Origin of the sequence: Pseudomonas sp. BIGb0381 (assembly GCF_024809815.1) — a bacterium.
Taxonomy (GTDB): Bacteria; Pseudomonadota; Gammaproteobacteria; order Pseudomonadales; family Pseudomonadaceae; genus Aquipseudomonas.
In genome coordinates this window covers 503,802-522,312 of record NZ_JANUEN010000001.1, presented here as the reverse complement: position 1 = coordinate 522,312, position 18,511 = coordinate 503,802, and the positions used below count along the sequence as shown (strand labels likewise).

Annotated in this window: 17 protein-coding genes; 11 read left to right on the top strand and 6 right to left on the bottom strand. The window is 59.1% G+C overall.

The window, feature by feature from the left end; translation table 11 throughout:
* Window positions 1-339: 339 nt before the first annotated feature.
* Window positions 340-1,557, bottom strand: coding sequence for an argininosuccinate synthase (locus M2397_RS02445; protein ID WP_012722490.1), 1,218 nt, complete (start codon window positions 1,555-1,557; stop codon window positions 340-342).
* A 129-nt stretch (window positions 1,558-1,686) separates the two neighbouring features.
* Window positions 1,687-2,595 (bottom strand): OmpA family protein, encoded by a 909-nt coding sequence (locus M2397_RS02440; RefSeq protein ID WP_259242211.1) that lies wholly within the window; start codon window positions 2,593-2,595, stop codon window positions 1,687-1,689.
* 156 nt (window positions 2,596-2,751) lie between these two features.
* On the opposite strand from M2397_RS02440, the gene pyrC reads away from it, so the two are divergent.
* Together pyrC and rnt are read left to right on the top strand one after the other, a co-directional pair.
* Window positions 2,752-3,798, top strand: a complete 1,047-nt coding sequence (gene pyrC, locus M2397_RS02435) for a dihydroorotase (RefSeq protein ID WP_131697372.1) — start codon at window positions 2,752-2,754, stop codon at window positions 3,796-3,798.
* Window positions 3,795-4,466 (top strand): ribonuclease T, encoded by a 672-nt coding sequence (gene rnt, locus M2397_RS02430; protein ID WP_078740972.1) that lies wholly within the window; start codon window positions 3,795-3,797, stop codon window positions 4,464-4,466. Before pyrC ends, rnt begins: the two co-directional genes overlap by 4 nt.
* Before the next feature lie 68 nt (window positions 4,467-4,534).
* Here rnt and M2397_RS02425 read toward each other — a convergent pair whose 3' ends face one another.
* Window positions 4,535-5,137 (bottom strand): peroxiredoxin, encoded by a 603-nt coding sequence (locus M2397_RS02425; RefSeq protein ID WP_003172097.1) that lies wholly within the window; start codon window positions 5,135-5,137, stop codon window positions 4,535-4,537.
* Window positions 5,138-5,381: 244 nt separating this feature from the next.
* Between M2397_RS02425 and M2397_RS02420 the strand changes: the two genes are divergently transcribed.
* The gene (locus tag M2397_RS02420) at window positions 5,382-5,600 is read left to right on the top strand and encodes a bacterioferritin-associated ferredoxin (protein WP_078740971.1); all 219 of its coding nucleotides are present in this window, start codon (window positions 5,382-5,384) and stop codon (window positions 5,598-5,600) included.
* Between the two features lie 200 nt (window positions 5,601-5,800).
* Window positions 5,801-6,271, top strand: a complete 471-nt coding sequence (gene bfr, locus M2397_RS02415) for a bacterioferritin (protein WP_012722487.1) — start codon at window positions 5,801-5,803, stop codon at window positions 6,269-6,271.
* Window positions 6,272-6,340: 69 nt separating this feature from the next.
* Here bfr and grxD read toward each other — a convergent pair whose 3' ends face one another.
* Both grxD and M2397_RS02405 read right to left on the bottom strand, forming a co-directional pair.
* Window positions 6,341-6,679 carry a Grx4 family monothiol glutaredoxin gene (gene grxD, locus M2397_RS02410; RefSeq protein ID WP_027604591.1) on the bottom strand — a complete coding sequence of 113 codons (339 nt, stop codon included), beginning with the start codon at window positions 6,677-6,679 and terminating at the stop codon, window positions 6,341-6,343.
* A gap of 86 nt (window positions 6,680-6,765) precedes the next feature.
* Window positions 6,766-8,874: a molybdopterin oxidoreductase family protein gene (locus M2397_RS02405; protein ID WP_259242210.1), complete on the bottom strand. Its 2,109-nt coding sequence runs from the start codon at window positions 8,872-8,874 to the stop codon at window positions 6,766-6,768.
* Between the two features lie 431 nt (window positions 8,875-9,305).
* Between M2397_RS02405 and argF the strand changes: the two genes are divergently transcribed.
* Window positions 9,306-10,226 (top strand): ornithine carbamoyltransferase, encoded by a 921-nt coding sequence (argF, locus tag M2397_RS02400; protein ID WP_145335132.1) that lies wholly within the window; start codon window positions 9,306-9,308, stop codon window positions 10,224-10,226.
* On the top strand, window positions 10,223-11,332 hold the full coding sequence (locus M2397_RS02395) for an ABC transporter ATP-binding protein (protein WP_259242209.1): 1,110 nt from the start codon (window positions 10,223-10,225) through the stop codon (window positions 11,330-11,332). Before argF ends, M2397_RS02395 begins: the two co-directional genes overlap by 4 nt.
* Before the next feature lie 63 nt (window positions 11,333-11,395).
* Here the strand turns inward: M2397_RS02395 and ybaK are convergent, their stop codons facing one another.
* The gene (gene ybaK, locus M2397_RS02390) at window positions 11,396-11,866 is read right to left on the bottom strand and encodes a Cys-tRNA(Pro) deacylase (protein ID WP_167654880.1); all 471 of its coding nucleotides are present in this window, start codon (window positions 11,864-11,866) and stop codon (window positions 11,396-11,398) included.
* 326 nt (window positions 11,867-12,192) lie between these two features.
* Between ybaK and M2397_RS02385 the strand changes: the two genes are divergently transcribed.
* From M2397_RS02385 to M2397_RS02365, 5 genes are all read left to right on the top strand, one after another.
* A complete protein-coding gene (locus tag M2397_RS02385) occupies window positions 12,193-13,047 on the top strand; it encodes an MIP/aquaporin family protein (RefSeq protein ID WP_167654813.1) in 855 nt (284 codons plus the stop codon).
* Between the two features lie 77 nt (window positions 13,048-13,124).
* Window positions 13,125-14,630, top strand: a complete 1,506-nt coding sequence (glpK, locus tag M2397_RS02380; RefSeq protein ID WP_145335138.1) for a glycerol kinase GlpK — start codon at window positions 13,125-13,127, stop codon at window positions 14,628-14,630.
* Between the two features lie 95 nt (window positions 14,631-14,725).
* Window positions 14,726-15,481, top strand: a complete 756-nt coding sequence (locus M2397_RS02375; protein ID WP_027604598.1) for a DeoR/GlpR family transcriptional regulator — start codon at window positions 14,726-14,728, stop codon at window positions 15,479-15,481.
* A gap of 235 nt (window positions 15,482-15,716) precedes the next feature.
* Window positions 15,717-17,255, top strand: a complete 1,539-nt coding sequence (glpD, locus tag M2397_RS02370) for a glycerol-3-phosphate dehydrogenase (RefSeq protein WP_145335140.1) — start codon at window positions 15,717-15,719, stop codon at window positions 17,253-17,255.
* Window positions 17,256-17,568: 313 nt separating this feature from the next.
* Window positions 17,569-18,495 (top strand): glutamate/aspartate ABC transporter substrate-binding protein, encoded by a 927-nt coding sequence (locus tag M2397_RS02365; protein ID WP_090408822.1) that lies wholly within the window; start codon window positions 17,569-17,571, stop codon window positions 18,493-18,495.
* Window positions 18,496-18,511 lie beyond the last annotated feature (16 nt).

The window sequence follows — 18,511 nt, the reverse complement described above, 5'->3', positions numbered from 1 at the left end:
GCAACTATCAGGAAATGCCCCTTGCCTGGCGACTGCAGGTGCCGGAGCTGGCAGAGAAAAATCGGTAGTTTCAGTTCCATTTAACATATTTACTTACATCCTTATTTCCTACAGAATTTTTGACTTCTTACGTACTCCTCGCATCTATATGAGTGAATTATCTGTAAGACTGGTTCCTACATAAATGATAAAAAATCATTCACCCGACAAAAAAACCAGCGACCCGATAAGTTGGAGCACTGATTAAACAAGTTTAAACAACGTGGACTTAATCAAAATCTCCAGGCAAAAAAAATGGCCCCTTGAACAAGGGGCCATTTTTTACAACAGGCTAAACACTCAGAACAACGAACGGCCTTTGTTGGCAGCAATGCGCATGCGCAATGCATTCAACTTGATAAAGCCCGCTGCGTCGGCCTGGTTATAGGCGCCGCCATCTTCTTCGAAGGTGGCGATGTTGGCGTCGAACAGCGAGTCATCGGATTTGCGGCCGGTAACGATCACATTGCCCTTGTACAACTTCAGACGCACAACGCCGTTCACGTGGGCCTGGGAAGCGTCGATCATCTGTTGCAGCATCAGACGCTCAGGGCTCCACCAGTAGCCGGTATAGATCAGGCTGGCGTACTTGGGCATCAGCTCGTCTTTGAGGTGAGCCACTTCACGGTCCAGGGTGATGGATTCGATGGCGCGGTGGGCACGCAGCATGATGGTGCCACCGGGGGTTTCGTAGCAGCCACGGGACTTCATGCCCACATAGCGGTTCTCGACGATGTCGAGGCGGCCGATGCCGTGTTCGCCACCGATACGGTTCAGGGTCGCCAATACAGTGGCCGGGGTCATTTCCACGCCGTCCAGCGCGACGATGTCGCCGTTGCGGTAGGTCAGTTCCAGGTACTGCGGCTTGTCTGGAGCGTTCTCCGGGGAGACGGTCCATTTCCACATGTCTTCTTCGTGCTCGGTCCAGGTGTCTTCCAGCACGCCGCCTTCATAGGAGATGTGCAGCAGGTTGGCGTCCATCGAGTACGGGGACTTCTTCTTGCCATGACGCTCGATCGGGATCGCGTGCTTTTCAGCGTAATCCATCAGCTTTTCACGGGACAGCAGGTCCCATTCACGCCAAGGGGCAATCACTTTCACGCCGGGCTTGAGCGCGTAGGCACCCAGTTCGAAACGCACCTGGTCGTTGCCCTTGCCGGTAGCGCCATGGGAAATGGCATCAGCGCCGGTTTCGTTGGCGATTTCGATCAGGCGCTTGGCGATCAGCGGACGTGCGATGGAAGTACCCAGCAGGTACTCGCCTTCGTAGACGGTGTTGGCGCGAAACATCGGGAAGACGAAATCGCGGACGAACTCTTCGCGCAGGTCGTCAATGTAGATCTCTTTCACGCCCATGGCTTGCGCCTTGGCACGTGCAGGTTCGACCTCTTCGCCCTGACCCAGGTCAGCGGTGAAGGTCACCACTTCACAGTTATAAGTATCCTGCAGCCACTTGAGGATCACCGAAGTGTCCAGGCCGCCGGAATACGCGAGAACGACCTTGTTTACGTCGGCCATGCCATCACTCCACGGGGTTTTACGGAAAGGCGTCGATTCTACCGATCAAAACCGTGGATTTACAGGGGCGCGACAGCAAATGAAGATAAAGCGACAGATTATGTCGAGCGAGCGACCGATGGTCGCACGTTACGAAGTGTGCGCAGGGTTGCTCGGGCCAGTGGCCTGGGGGGCCAGCTTCTCGGGGGCAGCCACACGTTCGAGCTGAATATTCACACGGCGGTTACGGGCCCGGTTGGCGGCAGTAGTGTTGGGCGCCAAGGGGTAACTTTCGCCATGGAACCGCAGGGTGATCTGGGACTCCGGGATACCGTTGGCCTTGAAGTAGTCCATCACCGCCAGCGCGCGACGGCGGGAAACATCACGGTTGCTCAGGCGATTGCCGCTGTTGTCCGAGTGACCGTTCAACTCGATATGGTTGACGGTCGGGTCCGCCTTCATGAATTCGAGAATCACCGCCAGCTTCTGCTTCGCCGCAGCGTCCAGCTCGATGCCGCCACCGGGGAAGCCCACTTCGGTCTGCTTGACCTGATCGTAATTCATCGGCAGCAATTTGGCCGTGCACAGCTGATAGTCGCTGTAGGCCTTGTTGAATTTCACCGGCAGCAGGCGAATCTCTGAATAGCCACCCTCGCGTCCATAGTGCCGCACAGTGGGCGAGCGTCCATCGAGCAACCCGTTGAAAAGACGCCCGGCCTGGGCCTGAGAGCTATTGAAGAGCACATCACCGCTGCCGGCACGTACGGCACCGAGATTGATGTCACCCCGACCGGGCTGCCAGGGGGCAGCGGCGGCCAACAAGGTGGCCGACCCTGCACCCAGCGATCCGTTATAGGCTTTCAGACGAAACGTCGCCTGCTCGCCGGCCCGGCGCACGAACTCACCCGAACCGAAGTCGGTGATCGGCTGGGTCAGGCGGCACTCGAACTTGTCCCCCTCTACCTTCCACTCAATGTTCTCCAGACGTGTCTGGAACGTGAGGGCCATCGCAGGCAGGCTGGCGAACACACTGAGCAAGGCTAGATAATGCTGGCGCACGGGAGGCTCCACTGGTTTCTACAACACTTCAAAGCGTCATACATCGATAAGGCATACGAAAGGCTATCGGATGCATCCCGCAAAACTTGATAGCGAGTGCCTGCAAGAGTCTTTTCCGGTAGCATTCCCACCAGATTGACCCGCCTGGAATCCCCAATGTCCGACCGCCTGACCCTGCTGCGTCCCGACGACTGGCATATTCATCTTCGCGATGGTGCTGCGTTGCCCCAAACCGTGGCCGATGTAGCGCGTACGTTTGGCCGCGCCATCATCATGCCTAACCTGGTACCACCGGTGCGTAACGCCGCCGAAGCCGACGCCTATCGCCAGCGTATCCTCGCTGCACGGCCGGCCGGCAGCCGCTTCGAACCGTTGATGGTGCTCTACCTCACCGACCGTACCCAACCTTCCGAGATCCGTGAGGCCAAGGCCAGCGGCTTCGTGCACGCCGCCAAGCTGTACCCGGCCGGCGCAACCACCAACTCCGACTCCGGCGTGACCAGCATCGACAAGATCCTGCCCGCCATCGAAGCCATGGCCGAAGTCGGCATGCCGCTGCTGATCCACGGTGAAGTCACCCGTGGTGATGTGGACGTGTTCGATCGCGAGAAGATTTTCATCGACGAGCATATGCGCCGTGTGGTCGAGCTGTTCCCGACCCTCAAGGTGGTGTTCGAGCACATCACCACGGCCGATGCCGTGCAGTTCGTCACCGAGGCCTCGACCAACGTCGGCGCGACCATCACCGCTCATCACCTGCTGTACAACCGCAACCACATGCTGGTGGGCGGGATTCGGCCGCACTTCTATTGCCTGCCGATCCTCAAGCGCAATACCCACCAGGTGGCCTTGCTGGATGCTGCGACCAGCGGTAATCCGAAGTTTTTCCTCGGCACCGACTCTGCGCCCCACGCTCAGCACGCCAAGGAAGCCGCATGCGGTTGTGCCGGTTGCTACACCGCGTTCGCCGCCATCGAGTTGTATGCCGAAGCGTTCGAACAGCGCAACGCCCTGGATAAACTCGAAGGTTTCGCCAGCCTCAATGGCCCGCGTTTCTACGGCCTGCCAGCGAATACCGACCGCATTACCCTGGTCCGTGAAGACTGGACCGCCCCTGCCAGCCTGCCGTTTGGCGAGCTGACCGTTATCCCGCTGCGCGCCGGTGAAACACTGCGCTGGCGCCTGCTGGAGGAAAGCAAGTGAGTGAAGACCATTACGATGACGAACACGAGCACAGTGGTGGCGGCTCCCGCCACCCGATGGCCGAGCGGTTTCGCGGCTATCTGCCGGTTGTCATCGACGTAGAAACCGGTGGTTTCAACTGCGCCACCGACGCCCTGCTGGAAATCGCCGCGACCACCATTGGCATGGACGAACAGGGCTTTGTGTTCCCGGAGCACACCCACTTCTTCCGCGTCGAGCCGTTTGAAGGCGCGAACATCGAAGCAGCGGCCCTGGAATTCACCGGGATCAAGCTCGACCACCCACTGCGCATGGCAGTCAGTGAGGAAGCGGCGCTGACCGATATCTTCCGTGGCGTACGCAAGGCCTTGAAGGCCAATGGCTGCAAGCGCGCGATCCTGGTCGGGCATAACAGCAGCTTCGACCTGGGCTTCCTCAACGCCGCCGTGACGCGGTTGGACATGAAGCGTAACCCGTTCCACCCGTTCTCCAGTTTCGACACCGCCACCCTCGCCGGCCTGGCCTATGGCCAGACCGTATTGGCCAAGGCCTGCCAGGCGGCCGGTATCGACTTCGACGGTCGCGAAGCCCACTCGGCCCGCTACGACACCGAGAAGACGGCCGAATTGTTCTGCGGCATCGTCAACCGCTGGAAACAAATGGGCGGCTGGGAAGACTTCGGCGACTGAGGTCAAATCCCAATCGGCATAAAAAAACCGGCCTTCTCAGGCCGGTTTTTTTGTCCCGCGAATCTGGCTTACAGCTTGCCAGCGTTCTCGGTCAGGTAAGCCGCAACGCCTTCTGGCGAAGCGTTCATGCCCTTGTCACCTTTTTTCCAATTGGCAGGGCAGACTTCGCCGTGCTCTTCGTGGAATTGCAGGGCGTCGACCAGACGGATCAGCTCTTCCATGTTACGGCCCAGTGGCAGGTCGTTGATGATCTGGGAGCGTACAACGCCCTTGTCGTCGATCAGGAACGCGCCACGGAAAGCCACGCCGCCTTCGGACTCAACGTCGTAGGCCTTGGCGATGTCGTGCTTCATGTCGGCAGCCATGGTGTATTTGACTTTGCCGATGCCGCCATCGTTGATGGCAGTATTGCGCCAGGCGTTATGGGTGAAATGGGAGTCGATGGAAACGGCAACCACTTCAACGTTACGCGCCTTGAAATCGTCCATGCGGTGGTCCAGAGCGATCAGCTCCGAAGGGCAGACGAAGGTGAAGTCCAGCGGGTAGAAGAACACCAGGCCGTATTTGCCTTTGATGGCTTCAGACAGTTTGAAGCTGTCAACGATTTCGCCATTGCCGAGCACGGCAGGTACGTCGAAATCCGGGGCTTGTTTGCCGACGAGTACGCTCATTGGGTATCTCCTGATGTAAAGGTGACGATTGAAGTAAAAGGACCGGCCCTGAGTCTGCCGCATTCAAGCGACAGCCCTGTGACGCAGTCACGCTTCGCGAAGACCGACCATCATACACTGAAAAAACCGTTCGTCAGCGTGAGGGCAACGCAGGCAAATACCCTACGAATCTACTTTGACAATCATTCTCGTTAACATTAAGATCCATCGCACTTAAGCCTTAAACCCGCGACGGTTCTCCCTTATGTATGTGTGCCTGTGTACTGGCGTCACCGACGGACAAATCCGCGAAGCGATCTACGAAGGTTGCTGCAGCTACAAGGAAGTACGTGAAACCACCGGCGTTGCCAGCCAGTGTGGTAAATGTGCTTGCCTCGCCAAGCAAGTGGTACGGGAAACCCTGACGCAGCTGCAAACAGCCCAGGCTGCGCTCCCCTACACAGCAGAATTTACACACGCATAATTGGCGTGTTTTAAAGAGCCGGACTTAGTGTCCGGTTTTTTTATGCCTTTAATTCAATTAGTTAGCGCCAAGACGCGGAACACAAACATTCTTATTCCGATTAATTTTCATTTATTATTCAATAACTTAGGTTTGACACTAGGGTTTTCGCCGCTCAAACTCCGCCTTATACACAGCTATTACAGGGCAGGACCCCAGTCATGAAAGGCGACATCTCAGTCATCCAGCAACTCAACAAAATCCTTGCCAATGAACTGGTCGCGATCAATCAGTACTTCCTGCATGCGCGCATGTACGACGATTGGGGCCTGGAAAAGCTGGGCAAGCGCGAATACAAAGAATCCATCAAGGCCATGAAGGACGCCGACGCGCTGATCAAGCGCATCCTGTTTCTGGAAGGGCTGCCGAACGTCCAGGACCTGGGCAAGCTGAACATCGGCGAGCACACCCAGGAAATGATCAGCAGCGACCTGGGCTTCGAGCGCAAGAGCCACAGCGACCTCAAGGCCGCCATTGCGCACTGCGAAACCAAAGGCGACTTCGGCAGCCGTGAACTGCTGGAAGACATCCTGGAAGACCAGGAAGAACATATCGACTGGCTTGAAACCCAACTGGGCCTGATCGACAAAGTCAGCCTGGAGAACTACCTGCAATCGCAGATGGGCGAATAACCCCCCCGCTCACAGGTACAAAAAAGCCCCGCTCTCTCACGAGAAGCGGGGCTTTTTATTGCAGGCGAATCAAGCGTCGGTCTTGGCCGCCGCGTTTGCCGCTGCATCTTTGATCAACGCCTGCAACGAACCATCAGCTGCCATTTCAGTGATGATATCGCTACCGCCGACCAGTTCACCGGCTACCCACAGTTGTGGGAACGTAGGCCAGTTGGCGTACTTCGGCAGGTTGGCGCGGATTTCCGGGTTTTGCAGAATATCCACGTAAGCGAACTTCTCGCCACACTGCATCACAGCCTGGGAAGCCTTCGCGGAGAAACCGCACTGAGGAGCGTTAGGTGCGCCCTTCATGTAAAGCAGAATGGTGTTGTTGGCAATCTGCTCTTTGATCGTTTCGATGATATCCATGGAACACCTCGGCTGGAACTTTGCGACTCACAGGTCGGCACGGTGGCGCATTGTAACGCAAAATTCCAACGCGGTGCTCGGACGCCTTATGCGGCAGCGACTTGGACCGGTACGCCATTCAATGCCGCATTGCCCGATAACTCATCCAATTGCCGCTCGTCGGTCAAGTCATTGGCGCTCGCCCCCGGTAGCTCGCTGGCGATGGTCATCTGCACGCCCGGACGGCCGTGGCCCCAACCATGGGGCAGGCTGACCACGCCGGGCATCATGTCCAGGCTGGCGACCACCTCCACCTCGATCATGCCGATACGTGAACTGACGCGCACCCGCTGCCCATCTGCCAACTGGCGACTGGCCAGGTCGTCGGGATGCATATGCAGCTGGTGCCGAGACTTACCCTTCACCAGCCGGTGATAGTTATGCATCCAGGAATTATTACTGCGCACATGGCGACGGCCGATCAGCAACAACTCGCCAGCCACCGGCATCGGCTGCGCCGCAAAGCGCGCCAGATCCGCCAGAATCACTGCCGGTGCTGCCTGCACTTTGCCATCCACGGTTTTCAAGCGCGCGGCAAGATTGGGCTTGAGCGGCCCCAGGTCCATGCCATGAGGATGATCCGCCAGCTTCGCCACCGACAACTTATGGCTCGACGCATCACCATAAGCACCGGCGCGCAACCCGAAGTCGATCATTTGCGCAGGCGGCATGGTTGGCTTGAGCGCCATACCGGTCTGCGCAGCGAATGCCGTGGCCAGGCCGACAAAAATCTCCCAGTCATGCAGCGCCCCCTCAGGCTTGGGCAGGATCGCGCGATTGAAACGTGTGACATTGCGCACGGCGAACATATTGAACGTGGTGTCGTAGTGGTCGTTTTCCAGTGCCGACGTGGAGGGCAGGATCAGATCGGCATAACGCGTGGTCTCGTTGATATAGAGGTCGACGCTGACCATGAACTCCAAGCCGTCCAGCGCCTGCTCCAACTGGCGGCCATTGGGAGTCGACAGCACCGGGTTGCCCGCCACCGTCACCAGCGCACGGATCTGTCCTTCGCCGCCGGTGAGCATTTCTTCTGCCAATGCAGACACTGGCAACTCGCCACCGTACTCCGGGCGCCCGGACACGCGACTCTGCCAGCGATTGAAATGCCCGCCACCGGTAGACGCGACCAAATCCACCGCCGGACTGGTGCATAACGCACCGCCCTCGCGGTCGAGGTTACCGGTGACCAAATTGATCAACTGCACCAGCCAATGACACAGCGTGCCGAACGCCTGGGTCGACACCCCCATACGCCCGTAGCACACCGCTTTATTCGCAGCAGCGAAATCCCGCGCCAACTGGCGGATCTGCCCGGCAGGCACTGCACACTGGCGACTCATGGCTTCGGCGGTAAAACCGGCAATTGCACGACGCACCTCCTCAAGGCCTTCTACCGGCAAATGACTGTCGCGCGTCAGGTTCTCGGTAAACAGCGTATTGAGTACCCCGAACAGCAGCGCCGCATCCCCACCAGGCCGCACGAACAGGTGCTGATCAGCGATCGCCGCCGTCTCACTGCGCCGAGGATCGACCACCACTACTTTGCCACCCCGGGCCTGGATGGCCTTGAGGCGCTTCTCCACATCGGGCACGGTCATGATGCTGCCATTGGAGGCCAACGGGTTGCCTCCCAGAATCAGCATGAAGTCGGTGTGGTCGATGTCCGGAATCGGCAGCAACAGGCCGTGGCCGTACATCAGGTGGCTGGTGAGGTGATGGGGCAACTGGTCAACGGAGGTGGCAGAAAACCGGTTGCGCGTCTTGAGCAGGCCCAGGAAGTAGTTACTGTGGGTCATCAGCCCATAGTTGTGCACGCTGGGGTTGCCCTGGTACACCGCCACCGCATTCTGCCCATGCCGCGCCTGGATGCCCGCCAGCCGCTCGGCGACCAGGGCAAACGCCTCATCCCACGGGATGGGCTGCCATTCGCTGCCCACCCGCAACATGGGCTGATGCAGGCGGTCAGGATCATTCTGGATGTCCTGCAACGCCACAGCCTTCGGGCAGATGTGGCCACGGCTGAAGCTGTCCAGCGCGTCGCCCTTGATCGAGGTGATCGCCAGGCTGCCGTCTTCGGCTTGGGTGGTTTCCAGGGTCAGGCCACAAATGGCTTCACACAGATGGCATGCACGGTGGTGGAGAGTCTTGGTCATGGCCAGTCTCTTTATTGGGCTTTGGCCTGACTATGGGCCGTGACCCTGACAGGCACCAGCATCGTTAGTCCTGTGAATCGAGAGCCATCAAGCCAGGCCATGAGCAAACATGAGCAAATGTTACAGAACCTGTAATCAACCCCTGAAACCGACGCAGCCTGGCCCAAGCCCGCCCCCGCGCATTGCAAAAGGTTGCGGCGTCAGTGTACAAATGGCCCGCTGCTGTCTGGAAATCGTCTTCAAAAGCGCTAGCGCGCCCGTCTGAACATCCGTAAAAACCGTAGCCCTATTGGTAAGACGCGACATTTAATTATAAGATCGCGCCTTCCCCTATTTCGTCGCCCCGTGCGGCTTTCGCCGCAGGTCTCGCCCGTTGTCACAATAAACAAGGCTTTGAGTATCTGCGGTCTGTTGCAAAAAGGTAGTTAATGATGAGCGCAAGGCACTTTCTCTCCCTGATGGATTGCACGCCCGAAGAGCTGGTCAGCGTGATCCGTCGAGGCATTGAGCTTAAAGACCTGCGTAACCGCGGCGTACTGTTCGAGCCTTTGAAAAACCGCGTGCTCGGGATGATTTTCGAGAAGTCGTCGACCCGCACTCGCCTGTCCTTCGAAGCCGGCATGATCCAGCTGGGTGGCCAAGCCATCTTCCTGTCGCCGCGTGACACCCAACTGGGCCGTGGCGAGCCGATCAGCGACTGCGCCATCGTCATGTCGCGCATGCTCGATGCGGTGATGATCCGTACCTTCGCCCACAGCACCCTGACCGAATTCGCCGCCTACTCCCGCGTGCCAGTGATCAATGGCCTGTCCGATGACCTGCACCCGTGCCAGTTGCTGGCCGACATGCAGACCTTCCTTGAGCACCGTGGCTCGATCCAGGGCAAGACCGTGGCCTGGATCGGTGACGGCAACAACATGTGCAACAGCTATATAGAAGCGGCGATTCAGTTCGACTTCCACCTGCGCATTGCCTGCCCGGAAGGCTTCGAGCCGGCTGCCGAGTTCCTGGCCAAGGCCGATGGCCGCGTGCAAATCCTGCGCGATCCAAAGGATGCAGTGATCGGCGCGCACCTGGTCAGCACCGACGTCTGGACCTCGATGGGCCAGGAAGACGAAACGGCCAAGCGTCTCGCTATGTTCGCTCCCTACCAGGTTACGCGGGAACTGCTCGACCTGGCCGCGCCAGATGTACTGTTCATGCACTGTCTGCCGGCACACCGTGGCGAAGAGATCAGCCTCGACCTGCTCGACGACCCGCGCTCCGTGGCCTGGGACCAGGCCGAAAACCGCCTGCATGCCCAGAAGGCCCTGCTCGAATTCCTCGTCGAGCCGGCGTACCACCACGCATGAGCCAGCCCTTACTGCTGAACTTGCGCAATCTGGCATGCGGCTATCAGGATCAACGGGTGGTGCAGAACCTCAATCTGCACCTCAACGCCGGCGATATCGGTTGCCTGCTCGGTTCTTCGGGCTGCGGCAAAACCACGACGTTGCGGGCAATTGCCGGATTTGAGCCGGTGCACGAAGGCGAAATCAGCCTCGCCGGCGAAGTGATCTCCAGCGCCGGCTTCACCTTGGCACCGGAGAAACGTCGCATCGGCATGGTGTTCCAGGACTACGCGCTGTTTCCCCACCTCAGCGTGGCCGACAACATCGCCTTCGGCATTCGCAAACACCCGCAAAAAGACCGCGTGGTCGCCGAACTGCTGGAATTGGTCAACCTGAAGAACCTGGGCAAGCGATTCCCCCACGAACTGTCGGGCGGCCAACAGCAACGCGTCGCCCTCGCCCGCGCCCTGGCGCCGGAACCACAACTGTTGCTGCTGGACGAGCCGTTCTCCAACCTCGACGGCGAACTGCGGCGCAAGCTCAGCCACGAGGTACGCGATATCCTCAAGGCGCGGGGCACCAGTGCGATCCTGGTCACCCATGACCAGGAAGAGGCGTTCGCCGTGAGTGATCACGTCGGAGTCTTCAAGGAAGGCCGCCTGGAGCAGTGGGACACGCCCTACAACCTCTATCACGAACCACTGACGCCTTATGTCGCCAGCTTTATTGGGCAGGGCTATTTCATCCGCGGCCAATTAAGTTCGCCCGATTCCGTCCATACCGAACTGGGGGACCTGCGCGGTAACCGGGCCTACACCTGGCCTACGGGCGGTGCAGTTGACGTCTTGCTACGCCCGGACGACATCGTCTACGCGCCGGACAGCTCCTTGAAAGCGCGGATCGTCGGCAAGACCTTCCTCGGCGCGTCGACCTTGTACCGCCTGCAACTGCCGACCGGCGCGCAGCTGGAGTCGATTTTCCCGAGCCATGCCGACCATCAGGTGGGCGCCGAGGTGGGCATTCGCGTAGCCGCTGAGCATTTGGTGCTGTTCCAGGCGTCAGGCAGCATCGCGGCGCAGGTGCCTCGATCCGAGTCCGGCGTACGGCGCTATAGCCCGGCTGGCTGAGTCGATGATCAACGTGTGGGAGGGGCTTGCCCCCTCCCACATTGGCTCTCCAGTGGCTAGGAATTACACCCGGCCAATTTCTGCAAATTTGGCCTGGGTATGTTCCGCCAGCACCGCGGCGGACAACTCCACCTCCAGCCCCCTTCTCCCCGCACTCACAAAAATTGTCGCAAACGGCTGCGCCGTCACGTCGATAAATGTGCGCAAACGCTTTTTCTGCCCCAGCGGGCTGATACCGCCCAGCAGGTAACCGGTAGAACGCTGCGCCGCGGCTGGATCCGCCATCTCGACTTTTTTTACCCCCGCCGCATGAGCAAGGGCTTTGAGGTCCAGACTTCCGACGACCGGCACCACGGCCACCAATAATTCGCCTTTCTCACTGCTGGCCAGCAAGGTCTTGAACACCTGCGCCGGGTCGAGGCCCAATTTTTCTGCGGCCTCCAGGCCATAGGAGGCCGCCTTGGGGTCATGTTCATAACTGTGGATGCGATGTTCGGCGCGAACTTTTTTCAACAAATCCAATGCGGGGGTCATGACCTCTCCGGGCGTGGCAAAAAGATGGCCAATTCTAGGCCAAGCCCGCGCAAAACGCTCTAGTCCGCCCTCCCCGCCGACAAGACTTAACGCAGGGAGCGTGATCATTCATCAAACCAATAGTTCGAAAGTGACCAACAGTTCACTTTCGACCTTTGACAGCCGTCATTCTTGTCTATATTTTTTCGTTTCCGAATACTGTAGGAATACCTCTACAGAGTTCCAGCAGTAAGCCGTGCCTTGGATGGGGATCCTCGTCACGGTGAAAATCGCGCAACCGCCCGTTGAGGCCGTGCGCCAGACAAGAACAACAATCGAGGTTTTCCATGACAACTGCTCTTCAACAGCCTTCACTTTCAAGCCAATGCATGGCTGAGTTCCTGGGGACTGCGCTTCTGATCTTCTTCGGTACGGGATGTGTCGCTGCGCTCAAGGTCGCGGGTGCCAGCTTTGGGTTATGGGAAATCAGTATCATCTGGGGGATCGGCGTCAGCATGGCGATCTACCTGAGCGCCGGCATCTCCGGGGCTCACCTCAACCCAGCGGTGAGTATCGCCCTGTGTATTTTCGCGGATTTCGAAAAGCGCAAACTGCCCTTCTACATTCTTGCCCAAGTCGCCGGCGCCTTCTGCTCGGCCGCGCTGGTGTACACCCTCTACAGCAACCTGTTTTTCGATTACGAACAAACTCACCACATGGTCCGCGGCACCCAAGCCAGTCTGGAATTGGCGTCGGTATTCTCCACCTACCCTCACGCGCTGCTGAGCACCGCCCAGGCCTTCCTGGTGGAAATGGTCATTACCGCGATCCTGATGGGCGTAATCATGGCCCTTACCGATGACAACAACGGCCTGCCGCGCGGCCCGCTGGCGCCCCTGCTGATCGGACTGCTGATTGCGGTGATTGGCAGCGCCATGGGGCCGCTGACCGGTTTTGCGATGAACCCGGCGCGGGATTTCGGGCCCAAGCTGATGACCTTTTTCGCCGGCTGGGGTGAAATGGCCTTCACTGGCGGCCGCGATATTCCTTACTTCCTGGTTCCGATTTTCGCGCCGATTGTCGGCGCATGCCTCGGTGCTGCGGCCTATCGCGGGCTGATTGCCCGCCACTTGCCGAGCGCCGCACCTGCTATAGCTGAAACAACTGACACGGCTGTCAACGGCAAGACTCGTATTTCCTGAAAGCGCCAGCCTGGTCCTCTGCCCTTTGCGGCCCAGGCTGATTTCTGACTTCCTTATTTCCGTGCAAGGCAATCAATATGACCGACCTTCAGAATAAGAACTACATCATTGCCCTTGACCAGGGCACCACCAGTTCCCGGGCGATCATCTTTGATCGTGACGCCAACGTGGTCTGCACCGCCCAGCGTGAATTCACGCAGCACTACCCACAGGCTGGCTGGGTCGAACATGACCCGATGGAAATCTTCGCCACCCAGAGCGCGGTGATGGTAGAAGCCCTGGCACAAGCCGGCCTGCACCATGACCAGGTCGCCGCCATCGGTATCACCAACCAGCGTGAAACCACCGTGGTATGGGACAAGGTCACCGGCCGTCCGATCTACAACGCCATCGTCTGGCAGTGCCGCCGCAGCACCGAGATCTGCCAGCAGCTCAAGCGCGACGGTCACGAGCAATACATCAACGACACCACCGGCCTGGTCACCGACCCGTACTTCTCCGGCACCAAGCTCAAGTGGATCCTCGATAACGTCGAAGGCAGCCGCGAGCGCGCGCGCAACGGCGAGTTGCTGTTCGGCACCATCGACAGCTGGCTGATCTGGAAATTTACCGGCGGCAAGACCCACGTCACCGACTACACCAACGCCTCGCGCACCATGCTCTTCAACATCCACACCCTGGAGTGGGATGCGAAGATGCTGGAGATCCTCGACGTTCCGCGGGAAATGCTGCCGGAAGTGAAGTCTTCCTCCGAGATCTACGGCCGCACCAAAAGCGGCATCGCCATCGGCGGTATCGCCGGTGACCAGCAAGCGGCGCTGTTCGGCCAGATGTGCGTGGAGGCCGGCCAGGCCAAGAACACCTACGGCACCGGCTGCTTCCTGCTGATGAACACCGGTGATAAAGCGGTGAAATCCAAGCACGGCATGCTCACCACCATCGCCTGCGGCCCGCGTGGCGAAGTGGCGTATGCGCTGGAAGGCGCGGTGTTCAACGGTGGCTCCACCGTGCAATGGCTGCGGGACGAGCTGAAAATCATCGCCGATGCCACCGACACCGAATACTTCGCCGGCAAGGTCAAGGACAGCAACGGCGTGTACCTGGTGCCGGCCTTCACCGGCCTGGGCGCCCCGTACTGGGACCCGTATGCCCGTGGCGCACTGTTTGGCCTGACCCGCGGCGTACGCGTGGATCACATTATTCGTGCCGCTTTGGAGTCGATTGCCTACCAGACCCGCGACGTACTCGACGCCATGCAACAGGACTCGGGCGAACGCCTCAAGGCCCTGCGCGTAGACGGCGGGGCGGTGGCCAACAACTTCCTGATGCAGTTCCAGGCCGATATCCTCGGTACCCAGGTCGAACGTCCGCAAATGCGTGAAACCACGGCACTCGGCGCCGCTTACCTGGCGGGCCTGGCCTGTGGCTTCTGGAGCAGCCTGGACGAGTTGCGCGGCAAGGCCGTGATCGAGCGCGAATTCGAACCGCAACTGGAAGAAACCGCCAAAGAGAAACTCTACGCCGGCTGGCAAAAAGCGGTAAGCCGCACCCGTGACTGGGAACCGCACGAAGGCGCCGAATAAGCCACGCGCTGGACCCATATTGGGTTGTAACTGGCAGGGAGCAGATTCCTGCGTCATCATGGGCCACTTTTGTATGGCAGCCCAAAGGACGCCCCATGAATCTGCCTCCCCGCCAGCAGCAAATCCTCGAACTGGTCCGCGAACGCGGCTACGTGAGTATCGAGGAAATGGCGCAGCTATTCGTTGTCACCCCGCAAACCATCCGCCGCGACATCAACCAGCTGGCGGACGCCAATCTGCTGCGCCGCTACCACGGCGGCGCGGCCTATGACTCCAGTGTCGAGAACACCGCGTACGCCATGCGTGCCGACCAGATGCGCGATGAGAAACAACGCATCGGCGAAGCCATCGCGGCACAAATCCCCGATCACGCCTCGCTGTTCATCAATATAGGCACCACCACCGAATCCATCGCCCGTGCGCTGCTCAACCACAACCACCTGAAAATCATCACCAACAACCTCAACGTCGCCACCATGCTCAGCGCCAAGGACGACTTCGATGTGTTGCTGACCGGCGGCAATGTGCGCCGTGACGGCGGCGTGGTGGGCCAGGCCAGTGTCGACTTCATCAACCAGTTCAAGGTCGACTTCGCGTTGGTGGGTATCAGCGGTATCGACGAGGACGGCAGCCTGCTGGACTTCGACTACCAGGAGGTCCGGGTCTCCCAGGCGATCATCGCCAATGCGCGCCAGGTGATCCTGGCGGCGGACTCGAGCAAATTCGGGCGCAATGCCATGATTCGACTGGGACCGATCAGCCTGGTGGACTGCCTGGTGACGGATCAGGAGCCGGTGCCCGCCTTGGTGCAGTTGTTGAATCAGCACAAGGTTCGTCTGGAAGTCGTATAGCGCCTGCACTGACGCCATCGGGGGCGACGATTCGACTTGCCCCCGATGGCGGTTTATCCAGCGCTTTTTTCTCGAGCCTTACCCAGGCTTATGTTCACAAATTTTCCTTTTCCCGCCCTTCGATGAGTTTTTTCAATCGAAGTCGGCTGGCTGTGGCCACGTTTATCAGCTACCATTTTCGAAAATGAACATTAATGTTCGATTTCCAATATGAAAAAGATCCCGAGGCCAGCCGATGAACCCTTCTACCTTGCCTGCTCCACCGCTTGCCGAAGTCTATGACGTTGCCGTAATCGGTGGCGGGATCAATGGCGTCGGCATTGCAGCAGACGCAGCCGGTCGCGGTTTGTCGGTATTCCTTTGCGAAAAGGACGACCTGGCCAGCCACACCTCCTCCGCCAGCAGCAAGCTGATCCACGGCGGCCTGCGCTACCTCGAACATTACGAATTCCGCCTGGTACGCGAAGCCCTGGCCGAACGTGAAGTGCTGCTGGCCAAGGCCCCGCACATCGTCAAGCAGATGCGCTTTGTCCTGCCACACCGCCCACACCTGCGCCCGGCGTGGATGATCCGTGCCGGCCTGTTCCTGTATGACCACCTGGGCAAGCGCGAGAAACTTGCTGGCTCCAAGAGCCTCAAGTTCGGCCCCGACAGCCCGCTGAAAAGCGAAATCACCAAAGGCTTCGAATACTCCGACTGCTGGGTCGACGACGCGCGCCTGGTGGTACTCAACGCCATGGCTGCCCGTGAAAAGGGTGCGCATATCCACACCCAGACCCGCTGCATCAGCGCCCATCGCAGCAATGGCATGTGGGACATGAACATGGAACGCGCCGATGGCAGCCTGTTCTCGATCCGCGCCCGCGCGCTGGTGAACGCTGCCGGCCCGTGGGTCGCCAAGTTCATCAGGGACGACCTGAAGCTGGACTCGCCCTACGGCATCCGCCTGATCCAGGGCAGCCACCTGATCGTGCCGAAGCTGTATGAAGGCGCCCACGCACACATCCTGCAGAACGAAGACCAGCGTATCGTCTTCACCATTCCGTACCTGAACCACCTGACCATCATCGGCACCACCGACCGCGAATACACCGGCGACCCGGCGAAAGTGGCGATCACCGAAGGTGAAACCGACTACATGCTCAAGGTGGTTAACGCGCACTTCAAGAAACAGCTGAGCCGCGACGACATCGTCCACACCTACTCGGGTGTGCGCCCACTTTGCAACGACGAGTCGGACAACCCGTCGGCCATCACCCGCGACTACACCCTGTCGCTGTCCGGTGGCGTGGGTGAGGCACCGATCCTGTCGGTGTTCGGCGGCAAGCTGACCACCTATCGCAAGCTCGCCGAATCGGCGATGGCGCAACTGGCCCCGTACTTCACCCAGATGCGTCCAAGCTGGACCGCCACCGCCAGCCTGCCCGGCGGCGAGGACATGACCACGCCAGAAGCCCTGGCCGAGGCCATTCGCAGCAAATTCGACTGGGTGCCGAGCGAGATCGCGCGCCGTTGGTCCACCACCTATGGCAGCCGCACCTGGCGCCTGCTGGAAGGCGTGCAATCGCTGGCTGACCTGGGCGAGCATCTGGGTGGCGGCCTGTACACCCGCGAGGTCGATTACCTGTGTGCCGAGGAATGGGTAACCCAGCCCCAGGACGTGCTGTGGCGCCGCACCAAACTCGGCCTGTTCACCACCCCGCAGGAACAGGACAACTTGCAGCGCTACCTGTCCAAGGTTGAGCAGAACCGCAGCAAGATCGAAGCGGCCTGACAGGCCCGTCGTACAAAAGCCCCTGCGCCGTAAGCCCAGGGGCTTTTTTATGCCGGCCTTGGCATTCGGTTTTCCGAACGCCACAGGTAAGCCTATTCGGTTTGCCGGATCAAACGGTTACATATTTGCCGTCATACAAAATTAATCTTCATATAAATCAACCTGTTAACCTTTTATTTCCGGTCTGGCACGACTCATGCTCTACACTCCTAGACGATTGCCTGGGACGCCTCAGGAGCCGTCACGGGCATTCGCTGTACAAGAGAGCCGTCTAGCCGGCTTCATAAAAAAAACAAATGTCGAGGAAGTATTGATGCGCATCGTTCCCCATATCCTGGGCGCAGCTATCGCTGCTGCTCTGATCAGCACTCCAGTTTTTGCCGCCGAACTCACCGGCACACTGAAGAAAATCAACGACTCCGGCACCATCACCCTCGGGCACCGCGACAGTTCCATTCCGTTTTCCTACATTGCGGATGGTTCGGGCAAACCTGTGGGCTACTCTCACGACATTCAGCTGGCCATCGTTGAAGCCCTGAAAAAAGACCTCAACAAACCCGATCTGCAGGCCAAGTACAACCTGGTCACCTCGCAGACCCGTATTCCGCTGGTTCAGAACGGCACCGTCGACATTGAGTGCGGTTCCACCACCAACAACGCCGAACGCGCTCAGCAAGTCGCCTTCACCACCAACATCTTCGAAATCGGCACCCGCCTGCTGGTCAAGAAAGACAAGGAAGGCAAGCCTAGCTACGCCGACTTCGCCGACCTGAAAGGCAAGAACGTCGTCACCACCGCCGGCACCACGTCCGAGCGCATCATCAAGGCGATGAACGCTGACAAGCAGATGGGCATGAACGTCATCTCCGCCAAAGACCACGGCGAGTCCTTCCAGATGCTGGAAAGCGGCCGTGCCGTAGCCTTCATGATGGACGACGCCCTGCTGGCCGGTGAAGAAGCCAAGGCCAAGAAGCCGGATGACTGGGTCATCACCGGTACTCCACAGTCCTTCGAAGCCTACGCGTGCATGGTTCGCAAAGAAGACCCTGCCTTCAAGAAAGCGGTAGATGACGCCATCGCGGGCCTGTACAAGTCCGGCGAAATCAACAAGATCTACGCCAAGTGGTTCGAAAGCCCGATCCCACCTAAAAACCTGAACCTGAACTTCCCAATGAGCGACAAGGTTAAGGAACTGATCAAGAACCCGACTGACAAGCCGGCGCCTGACGTAAAAATCTGATTCCTGACTAACCTTA